The sequence below is a fragment of the Chryseobacterium sp. VD8 genome (assembly GCF_037149975.1).
Lineage (GTDB): Bacteria > Bacteroidota > Bacteroidia > Flavobacteriales > Weeksellaceae > Chryseobacterium > Chryseobacterium indicum.
Genome location: NZ_JBBCQL010000022.1, coordinates 1 through 13,701, shown reverse-complemented (window position 1 = coordinate 13,701; position 13,701 = coordinate 1). Strand labels below are relative to the sequence as shown.

Here is a 13,701-nt window from a genome sequence, read left to right as displayed (position 1 = left end):
TTATTTATTATATTTGTATCATGAATTGATACTTAAATTGTAAAAATATGATAGCTGAAATTGAAAAATATATAGAAATCCAGAACAACATCGATCAGATTCTGAAAGATTCACCCTTCAAAATTTCCTATATCATTGAAAAAACAGGAATTAAAAAACCTACCTTTTTCAAAAAAATGAAAGAAAAGAGATTTACTTCCGAAGAACTGCTTTCTATTGCCAAAGTAATGGAACCTGTTTATAGAAACGAAACCCATGAAGAGATTTTAGAATCGTTGAAAAGATCCGAAGAAGATTTCAGAATGGGGAGAACAATATCTCACCAGGAATTAATGAAGCAGGCTCGTGCAAGATTAGAACAGCGAAAGAATGAGGGTAGAATATAGTGATCTTTCCAAGAAAGATTTTGAAAATCTTCAGGATTATCTTTTTGATCAATGGGGCGTTCTGGTTTTAGAAAATTTTTTGAATAAATATGATCAGGCTATTCAAATGCTACTTTCAAAAAATGTATACTTTGAAAAATATAGAGATACAGGTTTTATGAAATATTTGGTAACGAAACATAACTACATTATTTATGATTATCAGGATGATATGTTGAGAATCCACAGAGTTATCAACAATTTCCAGAATCCTGAAGACAATTATGAAAGCATCTCAAAATAACCATTAAATCTTGCCAACTCAGCCCACTCAATTTTCACGTAAAGATTTCCTTAAAACCCTGTTTTTAGGCAGTCTCATGATTCCTTTTTTACACTATTGCAGTAAGAAAGGCAAATCTTTATTGCTAAAAATCACCGGAACCAATCATATTTTAGGGCACAAACTCTGGGCAAAAGATTTTCCTCAACCTACGGAAGAAATCCGCACAAAATACCTCGTTGTCGGCGGAGGAATTTCAGGACTTTCGGCATGTAGATTTTTCAGTCAGAATCAGAAAAACAATTATCTGTTGCTCGAAATGGAAAATCATTTAGGCGGAAACTCTTCCAACGGGCAGAATAAATTTTCAAAATTTCCTTTGGGTGCACATTATTTGCCATTACCGAATAAAGAAAATACTGAAATCATTGAATTTCTGAAAGAATGCAAAATGTATCAGGGAGACGATGAAAACGGTGATCCGATTTTAGATGAATATCAGATGACTTTCCCGCAACAGGAACGGTTGTTTTTCAAAAATTCATGGCAAAATGATATCGTTCCGCAAAATGGCATTTCCAAAGAAACAAAAGTGGAATTTGACCGGTTTTTTAAAATGATGGATCACTTTCAGCATAAAAAAGATGCGGAAGGAAAATATTGGTTTGCCATTCCGGTTCACGATTCCAGTCGGGAAGAGGAGGTTTTACAATTAGAGAAAATTATTTTCAAAAACTGGCTGAAACAGGAAAATTTTACATCTGAAGAATTACTCTGGCTGTTGGATTATTCCTGTCGCGACGATTACGGTTTGGGAATCGATTATGTTTCAGCTTGGGCTGGAATTCATTATTTTGCGGGAAGAAAAAACAACTGGAGCAAAAAGTACAAAGATCAGGTTTTCACATGGCCGGAAGGAAATGCAAGACTGGCAAAACATTTTTCAAAATATACAGAAGGAAAATCTTCATCGAATAATTTAGTTTTTGAGGTAAAAATTAATGATAAAAATGTTGAGGTTTTAAGTTTCGACAATATTCAGAAAAAGACAAAAAGATCATTGCTGAAAAAGTTCTGTTTGCGACTCCGCAATTCGTCAACGAAAGAATTTTCAACAATAAAAGAGCTGAACATTTTAACTATGTTCCGTGGCTTTTAACAACGATTACTTTACAAAACGATTTCGGAGGAGATGAAGAATTGGCTTGGGATAACGTAATCTACGGTTCTGATGGTTTAGGCTATATTTACGATCAGCATCAGAATGTAAACCAGATTATGGGTGAAAAAGTGATTACCTACTACAGAAGTTTTTCTACCAATGATTGTAAAAAAGCAAGAAAAAAATTATACGGTCTGAAACAAGAACAGTTGAAAAGCCTTGTTTTGGAAGATTTAAAAAAAGCCCATCCTATGATTGAAGATTTTATCCTCGAAATGCAGTTTCACAAAATTGGTCATGCGATGATTGCGCCGGTTCCGAATCAGATTTTTGGAAATTCAGAAAAAGCAAAACAGCCGATTGACGGAAAAATTTTCTTTGCCCATTCTGATCTTTCAGGAATTTCAATTTTCGAGGAAGCTTTTTATCAGGGATGGAGAACCGCAAAAGAGATGCAGCAATTTGATTAATATTAAAACAAGAACTCAAACCTTATAGGTTTTTAAAACCTATAAGGTTTCCCCAAAATAAAAATGAAACAACCCTGGATTCATAATGCAAAAACAGACGGCTGGTTTATCCTGTCGCCGCCTTTCATTATTTTGCTGATTGTTTTCTTATTTCAGAAACAGATTCAGGAACTGGAAAATCATTATTCCTTTTACACATGGCTTTTCCTGATTGTTTTCGTAGATGTTGCGCATGTGTATTCAACGTTATTTAAAACGTATTTCGTTAAAGAAGAAGTCAGGAAAAGAAAATTGCTATATTACGGAATTCCCGCCTTAAGCTGGATTTTTGGATTGATTTTATACCAGTTCGGAAGTCTTACTTTTTGGTCGGTTTTGGCTTTGGTGGCGATTTTTCATTTTATCAGGCAGCAATATGGTTTCATGAGAATTTATGCCAGATTTGAACCCAATAACTGGAGTAAAAAATTGGATGAAATTGCAGTGTATTCTGCCACGATTTTTCCGATGTTGTATTGGTTTAAAACACCAAGAGCTTTTACTTGGTTTGTAGAAAATGAATTCAACTGGCTTCAGAATCTTCCGGATTATATTCCTGTCATTAAGATTTTATATTTCGGGATTTTAATGATTTGGCTATTCAAAACTATTTTCGAAATCTTTAAAACCGGACAATTTAATATTCCTAAAGTTGCCTTAATTTCCGGAACTTATCTTTCGTGGTATTTCGGAATTGTATATTTTAATAACGATCTGGTTTTCACTTTTCTGAATGTGATTTCACACGGAATTCCTTACATTGCTTTAATTTACATCAGAGAAATTCAACAAAAAGAGGATCAAAATCTAAACCGTCTTTCTTTATTCAAATCTGCTTTCGGGATATTTTTATTTATTCTCGTCATTCTTGCTTTTGCATTTTTCGAAGAGTTTCTATGGGAAATATTGGTCTGGAACGAACATTTTTCATTAAATCTGAACGTTTCAGTAAATTGGTTTCAGTTTTTGGTTCCTTTATTAGTCGTTCCTCAGCTTACGCATTACTTATTGGACGGCTTTATTTGGAGAAAACCGAAAAAAGTTAACTAATTTTGCCTTCAAAGTTAAAACATATGAAAATGCAGAAGTGCCTCCTTTCATTCATGCTCTTGTTGGGATTTTTCAGTTTAAATGCTCAGCAGAAGACATTTTGTAACCCGATTAATATCGATTATGGGTATACTCCGTTCGAAGTTTTTTCAAAACAGGGAAAACACCGTGCTACGGCTGATCCGGTAATTGTTAATTTTAAAAACAAGCTCTTTCTTTTTTCCACCAATCAGGAAGGATACTGGTACAGCGACGATATGCTCGACTGGAAGTTCGTTCACCGGAAATTTCTGAGAGATAATAAATATACCCACGATCTTAACGCTCCTGCAGTTTGGGCAATGAAAGATACGTTATACGTTTTCGGATCTACATGGGAACAGGATTTCCCGATTTGGAAAAGTACCAATCCCACCAAAGATGACTGGAAAATTGCCGTTGATACTTTAAAAGTCGGAGCTTGGGATCCTGCATTTCATTACGATGAAGATAAAAACAAGCTGTACTTGTATTGGGGATCAAGCAATGAATGGCCTTTGTTGGGAACTGAAGTAAAAGTAAATACCCTTCAGTCCGAAGGTTTTGTAAAGCCTACGATCAGACTAAAACCTGAAGATCACGGCTGGGAAAGATTCGGGGAATACAATGATAATGTTTTCCTGCAGCCTTTCGTAGAAGGAGCTTGGATGACGAAGCATAACGGAAAATATTATCTTCAGTACGGAGCTCCTGCAACGGAATTCAGCGGATATTCGGATGGAGTGTATGTTAGTAATAAGCCTTTGGAAGGTTTTGAATATCAACAGCACAATCCGTTTTCTTACAAACCGGGAGGTTTTGCAAGAGGAGCAGGACACGGTGCAACGTTTGAAGATAATTACAAAAACTGGTGGCACATTTCTACCATTTTTATTTCAACAAAAAATAATTTTGAAAGACGTTTGGGAATCTGGCCTGCCGGATTTGATAAAGATGATGTAATGTATTGCAACACGGCTTACGGAGATTATCCGACGTATCTTCCGCAGTACGCTCAGGGAAAAGATTTCTCTAAAGGACTTTTTGCAGGTTGGATGCTGCTGAATTACAATAAGCCGGTTCAGGTTTCATCGACTTTAGGAGGATATCATTCCAATTATGCAGTGGATGAAGATATTAAAACGTATTGGAGTGCCAAAACAGGAAATTCCGGAGAGTGGTTTCAGACGGATTTAGGAGAGGTTTCTACCATTAATGCGATTCAGATCAATTACGCCGATCAGGATGTTGAGTTTATGGGTAAAACGTTGGGCAAAATGCACCAGTATAAAATTTATGGTTCCGATGATGGCAAAAAATGGAGTGTTATTGTGGATAAAAGTAAAAACACCAAAGATGTTCCTCATGATTATGTAGAATTGGAAGAACCTGCAAAAGCGAGATTTCTGAAAATGGAAAATCTGAAAATGCCCACCGGAAAATTTGCATTAAGCGGTTTCAGAGTTTTTGGAAAAGGAGCGGGAACTGTTCCTCCAAAAGTTCAGAATTTTGTTCCGTTGAGATCTGATCCTAAAAAATACGGCGAAAGAAGAAGCATCTGGATGAAATGGCAACAAGATTCCGAAGCGGATGGCTACGTTATTTATTGGGGCAAATCTCCTGAAAAATTATACGGAAGCATTATGGTGTACGGAAAAAACGAATATTTCTTCACCGGAGCCGACAGAGCTGATGCATATTATTTCCAGATCGAAGCTTTCAATGCGAATGGAGTTTCGGAAAGATCGGAGATTTTTAAGTCTGAATAAATATTAATAAACGCTTTGAGTTTTTCAGAGCGTTTATTTTTTTAATAATAAAGAGAATATTAATTGTTTATAATATCCCATCTTAAAAGATTATTCCTTTTCTCTAAAGCTTTTTTATTATTTCTTTCCACCATTCTATAAAATTCGGAATCTGATATTTCTTTTCCGTTACCGTCAAAAAAAAATTGTTTCAAATCATTGTTATCATTGTTCCGCTGCGGAGAAGGATTGTCGAAATAATTTTTTAAAATAGTTTTGAAAGAATTTTCTGTTACTAAAATAAGCTTATGTCTGAAATAATATGGAAGTTCTTTCGGATCTGAATTTCGAAGTGATTTTATCTCTACAAGCTGAAATGAAATTCCTTTCTTCTCGTCTTCTGCTTTTACAATTAACCCAGGTAAGCCATGGAGCAAATAAGGACCGTCCTGAATGGGAATATCAGTTGTAAACCAAACTGTCCATTTTCTGTTATAGAATGTAGTTGTTGCTTTTTGAGCTAAAAAATTTAAAATCTTTTCTTTTTCAGGAAAGATTTTCCATTTAGGTTTTTTCTGCATGTTTACCTGATAATAATTCTGACAGCTTGTATACAATGTCATATTAAAATCTGGATAATTTTTTACAATAACGTCTAAATACTGAATTCCCTGATAAGGAAATTTATCTTTCGGTTTCTCTTTAATTCTTACTAAAGAGTCCTGTTCGGGAATATCGGAAGAATAAAATCGGGAACTGTTTTTATAAATATCAAGATTCAGAAATTCTTTTTTCTTAATATCAAGATGCGTGGAATCTTCTGCGAAACTGTATTCGTAAACAAAACGTTTATTTTGAGATTTATATAACTGAGCTGTTATTAAAAGAAAAAATACTATTCTGTACATCTAAAGAATTTTAAGGATTTATATTCTTCATAAACCCCTCAATTTTGTTAACCAGAAAATCTCCATTGGAAGACTGATCCCAGCCGAGATGATCTCCGGTAAATTGATACGATTCATGATAGACTTTGTTTTTTGTGAGAGTGGAGTCTAAAGTTTTTTGCTGAGATGGCGGAACCACATGATCATTAATTCCGTAATAAGAAAGGGTAGGAGTGGAAGTTGGAGTAATCCAGTGAATCGGACTTCCAAAGTCCATTAGCGTTGTTTTGCTGTCTACGATTTTAGGATCGATCAAATGTTTTTCTACAAAAGCATAATCTTCATAATTTTTAAATCCGGGATCATTCAAATCTGTAGGTCCGACGATATTGATAACCGCTTTTACCTTTCTGTCCGGATCAAATTTATAAGCATACAACATTGCTAAATGCGCTCCTGCGCTGTTTCCGAGAAGAATATATTTGGGATAGGTTTTTAAGGTTTTTTCTACATAGTTCATGGCATTGGTAATATCAGCCGTTTGATTGGGAAGAGCAAAGCGTTTGGATGATGCAAGGCGATAATCCAGATTGATAAAGATCTTTTCCGGAAACTTTTTCATCAGATCATAGGTGAAGTCTGTAAGCTGAGATTTCCTTCCGCCGCGCCAACCGCCGCCATGAGTAATGATAAAAGCATCTTTGTCTTTTGTAAAAGTTTTAGGAACATAGACATCCATTTTCTGCTCTTTATCTTTTCCGTAGGAAATATTTTTCTCTATGGTGAAAGACTGACCGTTGCCCAAATCAATGGTGTTTTGTTTACAATTTAAAAGTGTAAGAAGAAATAAACCTGTTAAAACCACTAAACGACTCTTCATCATTGAATTTTAATTAAAAATAAAAAAACTCGCTGAGAAATCAGCGAGTTTACCACAAAAAATAATTTATATGAAGAAATGATTGTTATCTTGTTCTGTTTTTAATTTCGTCTGAAGCACTTTCGATATTTCTTACTTTTTTCACTTTCTGGTTTCCGAAATTGTAAGTAATGCTTACATTAATACTTCTTTTGTACATATTGTTTTTAATGTAGTTGTAATTTCCGGAAGCCTGTAAATCTTCTATTTCCACTACGTTGGTTCTTAAAACATCATTCAGATTTACCGCAAAAGTCCAGTCGTTCCAGTTTTTCTTAATGCTCAGATCTAAACTCGCTAAGTTTTTCAGCATACCAAGTTCTATCTGCTGTTTATCCACATAGAAGAAATTTACGCCTAAGAACCATGTTTTCTTTTTGTCTAAACGAATGGTGTTGTTACTGGTAATCACCATACTTGCAGATTTTCTGTTGTTTACATAAGTGTCAAAAACCTGTCCTGTTGTTGGATCTGTATCTAGTGTTCCGTTGTTGATGTTATACTGTACACCCGCATTGAAGTTTAATGTAAGATATTGCTTAAATAAAGATTTCTGAATTCCCAGCATGGCAGACATTTCCTGCTTGTCTCCGAAATTGGTTCTGATGTACGCCAACTGAACTCTTTTCTGATTGGTTTTCGGATCGATATAGCTTCTCTGCAACGGAACCTGCGTGATCTGGTCTTTTTCATAGGTATGATTCAGAATCAGGAAGTAAGAATTTTTGTACATATATGTTAACTCCTGATTGTAAGTGGAAGATGCCTTTACGAAAGGATTATTCTGGGTATAATTATCTTCCGTAATAAGATTTTTTACAGGGTTCAGTTCCCAAAAGCTGGGTCTTCTCATGCGGCTTGAAAATGAATAAGATAAATTGTTTTTATCGTTAATAGCATAATTGAAACTTAGATAAGGCAAAAGATTATTATAATTTCTTTCGATCTGCTGATTGGTTTCTACATTGTTTTTCCAGCTGTCTGCAGTTCCTAAGCTATTCGTGATTTCGTATCTGGCTCCGATTTTTCCTGAGAACTTATCCGAAAACTTCTTTTCAATAGTTACATACAGCCCGTAAATATTTTCATTGTAAATAAAATGGTTAAAATCATTTTGAGAAGCTAACTGGTTACCGGAAAGATCGTATGGATATGAATAGTTTTTGGTGTCGTTGTCTGTTTTTGTTTTATTGTAATTTCCCCCGGCAGAGAACGTAAAATCGTTTTTAAATTTCTGAATATAATCCACCGTCCCGGAAAAATTATTGATAACCTGCGGAAGATCCTGAATTATTTTGCTGCTGTTTTGGGTGAAATTTCCTGCCGCATCCTGAATCAGCGTGTTGTTATTCGTGTACTGAAATCTTTTATAATTAAGATAAGCTGCATTCACGTTCAGTTTGCTTCCTAAAGAATCAAGCTTTACTTCATAGTTTAAATTTACAGAATTGTTGTAACTTCTTGCGTCCTCTTTATTTTTGGTTTTAGTGTAAGCGGTTGAAAGTATATTGCCGTTAGTATCATATTTTGTAATCGTGTTCATCAGATCAATCGTAGAATTGTAGCTTTTGTTTGCCCATGTATTCCATGATAAAGCCAGATTACTTTTGTCATTCAACTGATAATCAATATTCAGATACCCTCCTAAATTTTTGTTTGGATCATCAATATTCCCTACAGATTCATTCTGTACATTTTCAGATCGGTTTCTGAGAATGTAAGACTGCGGATTGATATTTTCGCCACCGCTAAGATTCGCATTAATTCCCAGTTTGTCTTTTCTGTAATTGACAGAGAAACTGGCGTTGCTTGCATTGTATTTGCTTTGGGTATTAGACATTCTCATGTTTCCGCTGGTTCCGTCGCTCATTTTTTTCTTCAGAACGATATTGATGATCCCATCGGAAGATTCCACCTGATATTCACTTCCCGGAACTGTAATCACTTCAATTTTCTGGATATTTTCTGCGGGTGTGTTTTTCAGAAACTGAACCAGAGATTCTGCATCCATATTGCTTTTTCTGCCGTTAATGTAGATCAGCGCATTATTTTTCCCTGCAATCTTTAACGTTTTATCATCTGTTGTAGACAAAAGGGGAGTCTGCTTTAGAATATCGAACGTTGTATTTCCTTTTGCAATCGGAGAGGCAGCAACATCATAGACAAAACGGTCGCTTTGTTTTTTGAAAACCTGCTTGGTTAAAGTAACTCCTTCTATGCTTTTTGTTTTTACAGTATCTTTTTTAGTTTGCTGTGCGAAAGATAATCCACTGAAGAATATAGCTGCGATAAGAATGGTCGTTTTCATGATATAATATTTTAGAGAGTTTTAATAGCTTGTATTTGTTATTATTTAACATTGCAAAGATATATAATAAATTAAGTATCTTGCAATACAAAGTACTTAAAATATTTTTAATTAAAATTTAACTACTTGATTTTCAGTTAGTAAAATTTATGGTTAAATTTTTAATTTTTGTTTATTTGCTGTTTATAAGACAATTTTGAACATGATTGTATTACATTTCAGGATAAAATTTCTGAAATATTATGTTGGTAATAAAAAGAAAAAAGAACCGAAATGGCTCTTTTTATTGATTTACTCTCTGTCGAAACGGGCAAGTTTTTTATCAATCCAGATGGTTGCAAATGGGAAGAAGGCGGCAATTAAGGCAAAAACGCTGTCTTCATCGTCCCACACGTAAATTTTTCTTACCGCGGGTAAAAAGATCAGATAAAGAGAAAAAAAGAAGCCGTGAATACTTCCGATGGTACTGATGTAGACAATAGGAAGAATTTCATCAGGATTGGTGCGGATCCAGATCATTGCTGTAAAAAGAAAAAACCATGAAATGGCTTCTGCAAGGCATATGTTTTTAAACCATTTAATGATTTTTTCCTGAGGATATTTTAAGAAAAATTTTTCGATGAAGTTCATTTCTTTTATTTAAAGTAAATAGTAAAGTGCGTTTTCATCCCATTATGGTTTACGCTGTATTTTGACAGAGCAAATTTACGTGATTTAATAAACTTTCTGATCTCTTTTTCAAAATAGGCAATGAACTTTTTGTTATGATTATTGTCAATATGATGCTTAAAGCTATCGACTTTTAAAATATAAGAAGACTCTACTACTGATACATTCACTTCGGTAAATGAAGATTTTTTTTGAGAAGAGTATTTGTAACCTTTAGGATATTTAAAATTTTTAAAAAACAGATCACTGATTATAGAATCTGCACTTGTATGATTATCTTCATAGAGCCAATCTAAATGATCGTTATATTCAAAAAGTATAGCAGGATTACTTTCAATATGTTGTAATAGTGCTTGCTTAACAATATTATCAATAACGTCTTTTCCGAACTTTTCTTCTGTAAATTCATTCATGTATCTATAATAACATGAATTTGAAGAATAAGTTGTCAAACAGTTTCCCATCCATGTTCCACCTCAAATTATTCCCAATTTTTTTAAAGATGCTTCTAATTCTTTGTCCGCCGGAAAATCAGAACCATATGGAGCCGCAATACCGATGAAATATTTATTTATTGTTTTGGAATCATCAACAGCTTTTAAAGAATCTTTACTGCATTGTTCCTTTCTATATCTTGATATTTCCTCTAACCATTTTTTAGATTCAATTTCTTTATCAATCTTTGCGGAATCTTCTCTGGAAATGGCTTGACCAAAAATGATGCAATACCCCCAAAACACAAATAAGAATAAATAATATTTCATACAGAATTATTTGTAGAAACTGCTTCCATCCAGATAATCAAAAACTTCGGGAGGAAGCATCGGTCTTACATTTTTTCCGCTTTTAATCATATTACGGATTTCTGTTGCGGAAAGTTCAATAACCGGCGCGTTGATTAGAGAAATATTTTCGTGCTGAAGATATTCAGAATCTTTCTTTTCACCTTCAAAAACTCTCGGATAAACAATGATGTGATGATTCTTAATCAAGGTTTCAGCATTCTTCCATTTATGAAGGCTTTCCAGATTATCTTCTCCCATGATTAAACTAAAAGAATAGTCCGGATATTTCTCATGAAGATAAGTAAGTGTATCAATCGTATAACTTGGCTGCGGAAGGGAAAATTCCACATTTGAAGCGCGCATTCTCGGATAATTTTTTACCGCAAGCTGCACCATATCCAGTCGGTTATGATCTTTTAACAAAGATTTTTTTTCTTTAAAAGGATTTTGCGGACTTACCACAAACCACAATTCATCCATATCGGAATTTTCCAGTATATAATTGGCTAAAATTAAATGACCAATATGAATCGGGTTAAACGAACCGAAAAATAAACCAATTTTTTTCATAACCAACTTCTAATCCCTGAATTTAACATCTTTAATATTCAGATAATGCGTTACATTTCCTTTCCAGTGGTTTTCTTCAAGCGTGAAGGCAAGATCAAAATATTTATTTCTGAAATCATCAGCAAACTGCCCTAATTTAAAGCCTACACATTCAATATTTCTTCCGGTGGATTCCTGCTTGATATAAAATTTAAGATGATTATTATCTTTTCCCATTGTTTTGATATACCCCGAAATTTTCTGATTCGTTAATGTAAGAATCGGTTTCATATTGTGAGGTCCGAAAGGAGCCAGTTTTCTGTGGAAATTGATAAATTCCCTGTTGATTTCATCAATCTGTATTTCCGAATCGATCGTGATCGAAGGCTCTTTCTGATGTTCTTTTATTTTTTCGGAAACTACTCTTTCAAACTTTTCCTTGAAAGCCGCAAATTTTTCCTTTTCCATAGAAAGCCCTGCTGCAGCATGATGTCCTCCGAATTTTAAAAAATATTCCGAACACATATCCAGTGCTTCATGAACATCAAAATCTGAAACGGATCTCGCCGAAGCCACCATTTCCCCATTATTTCCATCGGTAAAAACGAGAGTGGGTTTGTAGTAGGTTTCAATCAGTCTTGAAGCTACAATCCCGATCACTCCTTTATTCCATTCCGGATGATAAACAATGGTAGTGTATTTTGTTTCCTGCTGAGATTCAATAACCTGATTCAAAGCAGAAAGGGTAGAATTCATATCCAGTTCACGCCTTTCATCGTTAAGATTCATGATGTCGCTCACGATCTGATGGGCGTGTTTCAGGTTGTCGGAAACCATAAGCTCAACGGCTGCTTTTCCGTGCGAAATTCTTCCAGCAGCATTAATTTTCGGCGCAATTTCAAACACAATATTTGAAATTTCAAAATGAGAAAGCTTGTCTTCAGGAATTAATAATCTTAATCCTAAATTTCTCGTTTTTCGAAGAGTTTTCAGTCCCATTTTAGCCAAAACCCTGTTTTCTCCTGTCATCGAAACGATATCTGCGGCAATGGAAATAGCGAGAAGATCTGTTAATTCAAACAGTTCTGCTTCAGGAAGTTTATAAATGGTGTTGAGACCCTGACAAAGTTTAAAACCAACTCCGCAACCGGAAAGTTCTTTGAAAGGATAACGGCAGTCGCTTCTTTTCGGATCCAGAACAGCAACAGCATCGGGGATTTCTTCGCCGGGTAAATGGTGATCGCAGATGATAAAATCAATATCAAGACTTTTGGCATAGCTGATCATGTCTAATGCTTTGATTCCGCAGTCTAAAGCGATAATCAAAGAAAAACCGTTTTCTTTGGCAAAGTCGATTCCTTCGGTGGAAATTCCGTATCCTTCAGAATTTCTGTCGGGAATATAGTAATCTAAATATTTTTTCTGAACAATTTTGCTGAGGTACAGATACATCAGTGCAACGGCAGTTGTTCCGTCCACGTCATAATCTCCGTATACCAATATTTTTTCTCCATTCTCAATTGCAGTGGCAATCCGCTCTACAGCTTTTTGCATATCTGCCATTAAAAACGGACTGTGAATGTCGTTAAGGTTGGGTTTGAAAAATTCTCTTGCCTTTTGATAATTGTCAATTCCTCTGAGAACGAGGAGTTTAGATTCAAAAGTTCCAAAACCAAGAGACGAACTTAATCCATCCACAATTTCCTCATCGGGTTCGGGCTTGTAAATCCATTTTTGACTCATTTCACAAAAATAGGGAATTATAATTTAAAAGAAAAGTTTATTGTTGAAGGGGAAGTGTTAAAAAAAACCGTTCAGCAGTTGAACGGTTTTTAAATATTTTTAAGAATACATTTTCTCTCTTAATTCTTTCACTTTCTTATCAGCAAGATATTCATCGTAAGTCATTTCTCTGTCGATAATTCCGTTTGGAGTCAGCTCGATGATTCGGTTACAGACTGTGGAAAGCATTTCGTGGTCATGAGAAGCCAATAAGATATTTCCTTTGAAGTTAGACAGTGAGTTGTTCAATGTCGTGATACTTTCAAGGTCTAAGTGGTTCGTAGGTTCGTCCAGTAAAAGAACGTTAGCTTTCTGAAGCATCATTCTGCTGAACATACATCTCATTTTTTCACCTCCTGAAAGTACTTTACATGATTTTAAAGCTTCATCTCCGGAGAAAAGCATTCTTCCCAAGAAACCTCTCACGAATTCTTCATGACGCTCTTCATCATTTTTCGTGAATTGTCTTAGCCAATCAACCAAACTTAAATCTTCCTGAAAGAAATTGGTATTGTCTAAAGGCATATGAGACTGGTTTGTAGTAACTCCCCAAGCAACAGTTCCTTTGTCCGCTTCTACGTTACCTGCTAAAATTTCGAAAAATTCTGTGATTGCCAATGAATTTTTAGACAAAACGGCAACTTTATCTCCTTTTTTAAGATTTAAA

Annotated in this window: 15 protein-coding genes; 6 read left to right on the top strand and 9 right to left on the bottom strand. The window is 34.8% G+C overall.

Annotated elements, in window-relative coordinates:
* Positions 1–47 precede the first annotated feature (47 nt).
* From WFK35_RS04365 to WFK35_RS04340, 6 genes are all read left to right on the top strand, one after another.
* Positions 48–386, top strand: a complete 339-nt coding sequence (locus WFK35_RS04365; protein WP_029297707.1) for a hypothetical protein — start codon at positions 48–50, stop codon at positions 384–386.
* On the top strand, positions 370–669 hold the full coding sequence (locus tag WFK35_RS04360; protein WP_336731527.1) for a type II toxin-antitoxin system RelE/ParE family toxin: 300 nt from the start codon (positions 370–372) through the stop codon (positions 667–669). Before WFK35_RS04365 ends, WFK35_RS04360 begins: the two co-directional genes overlap by 17 nt.
* A gap of 121 nt (positions 670–790) precedes the next feature.
* On the top strand, positions 791–1,807 hold the full coding sequence (locus WFK35_RS04355; RefSeq protein WP_336731526.1) for an NAD(P)-binding protein: 1,017 nt from the start codon (positions 791–793) through the stop codon (positions 1,805–1,807).
* A gap of 41 nt (positions 1,808–1,848) precedes the next feature.
* Positions 1,849–2,280, top strand: coding sequence for a hypothetical protein (locus tag WFK35_RS04350; protein WP_336731524.1), 432 nt, complete (start codon positions 1,849–1,851; stop codon positions 2,278–2,280).
* A 63-nt stretch (positions 2,281–2,343) separates the two neighbouring features.
* The gene (locus WFK35_RS04345) at positions 2,344–3,369 is read left to right on the top strand and encodes a hypothetical protein (RefSeq protein ID WP_336731523.1); all 1,026 of its coding nucleotides are present in this window, start codon (positions 2,344–2,346) and stop codon (positions 3,367–3,369) included.
* Positions 3,370–3,398: 29 nt separating this feature from the next.
* Complete coding sequence (locus WFK35_RS04340) at positions 3,399–5,156, top strand: discoidin domain-containing protein (RefSeq protein WP_336731522.1); 1,758 nt, start codon at positions 3,399–3,401, stop codon at positions 5,154–5,156.
* Positions 5,157–5,215: 59 nt separating this feature from the next.
* On the opposite strand, the gene WFK35_RS04335 is transcribed toward WFK35_RS04340, so the two are convergent.
* The 9 genes from WFK35_RS04335 to WFK35_RS04295 form a co-directional block, all read right to left on the bottom strand.
* On the bottom strand, positions 5,216–6,043 hold the full coding sequence (locus WFK35_RS04335; RefSeq protein ID WP_336731521.1) for a GLPGLI family protein: 828 nt from the start codon (positions 6,041–6,043) through the stop codon (positions 5,216–5,218).
* Between the two features lie 10 nt (positions 6,044–6,053).
* Entirely contained in the window at positions 6,054–6,905 is an 852-nt protein-coding gene (locus WFK35_RS04330) for an alpha/beta hydrolase (RefSeq protein ID WP_336731519.1), read from the bottom strand.
* A gap of 82 nt (positions 6,906–6,987) precedes the next feature.
* Positions 6,988–9,249: a TonB-dependent receptor domain-containing protein gene (locus WFK35_RS04325; protein WP_336731518.1), complete on the bottom strand. Its 2,262-nt coding sequence runs from the start codon at positions 9,247–9,249 to the stop codon at positions 6,988–6,990.
* A gap of 291 nt (positions 9,250–9,540) precedes the next feature.
* The gene (locus WFK35_RS04320; RefSeq protein ID WP_336731517.1) at positions 9,541–9,879 is read right to left on the bottom strand and encodes a DUF3817 domain-containing protein; all 339 of its coding nucleotides are present in this window, start codon (positions 9,877–9,879) and stop codon (positions 9,541–9,543) included.
* A gap of 5 nt (positions 9,880–9,884) precedes the next feature.
* Complete coding sequence (locus WFK35_RS04315; protein ID WP_336731515.1) at positions 9,885–10,331, bottom strand: hypothetical protein; 447 nt, start codon at positions 10,329–10,331, stop codon at positions 9,885–9,887.
* A 63-nt stretch (positions 10,332–10,394) separates the two neighbouring features.
* The gene (locus tag WFK35_RS04310) at positions 10,395–10,682 is read right to left on the bottom strand and encodes a hypothetical protein (RefSeq protein ID WP_336731514.1); all 288 of its coding nucleotides are present in this window, start codon (positions 10,680–10,682) and stop codon (positions 10,395–10,397) included.
* 6 nt (positions 10,683–10,688) lie between these two features.
* Positions 10,689–11,273 carry a nicotinate (nicotinamide) nucleotide adenylyltransferase gene (nadD, locus tag WFK35_RS04305; protein WP_087707954.1) on the bottom strand — a complete coding sequence of 195 codons (585 nt, stop codon included), beginning with the start codon at positions 11,271–11,273 and terminating at the stop codon, positions 10,689–10,691.
* 9 nt (positions 11,274–11,282) lie between these two features.
* Positions 11,283–12,995, bottom strand: a complete 1,713-nt coding sequence (gene recJ, locus WFK35_RS04300) for a single-stranded-DNA-specific exonuclease RecJ (RefSeq protein WP_214588364.1) — start codon at positions 12,993–12,995, stop codon at positions 11,283–11,285.
* A 99-nt stretch (positions 12,996–13,094) separates the two neighbouring features.
* Positions 13,095–13,701: ATP-binding cassette domain-containing protein (locus WFK35_RS04295; protein WP_336731513.1), on the bottom strand; the 607-nt coding region annotated here is incomplete at its 5' end.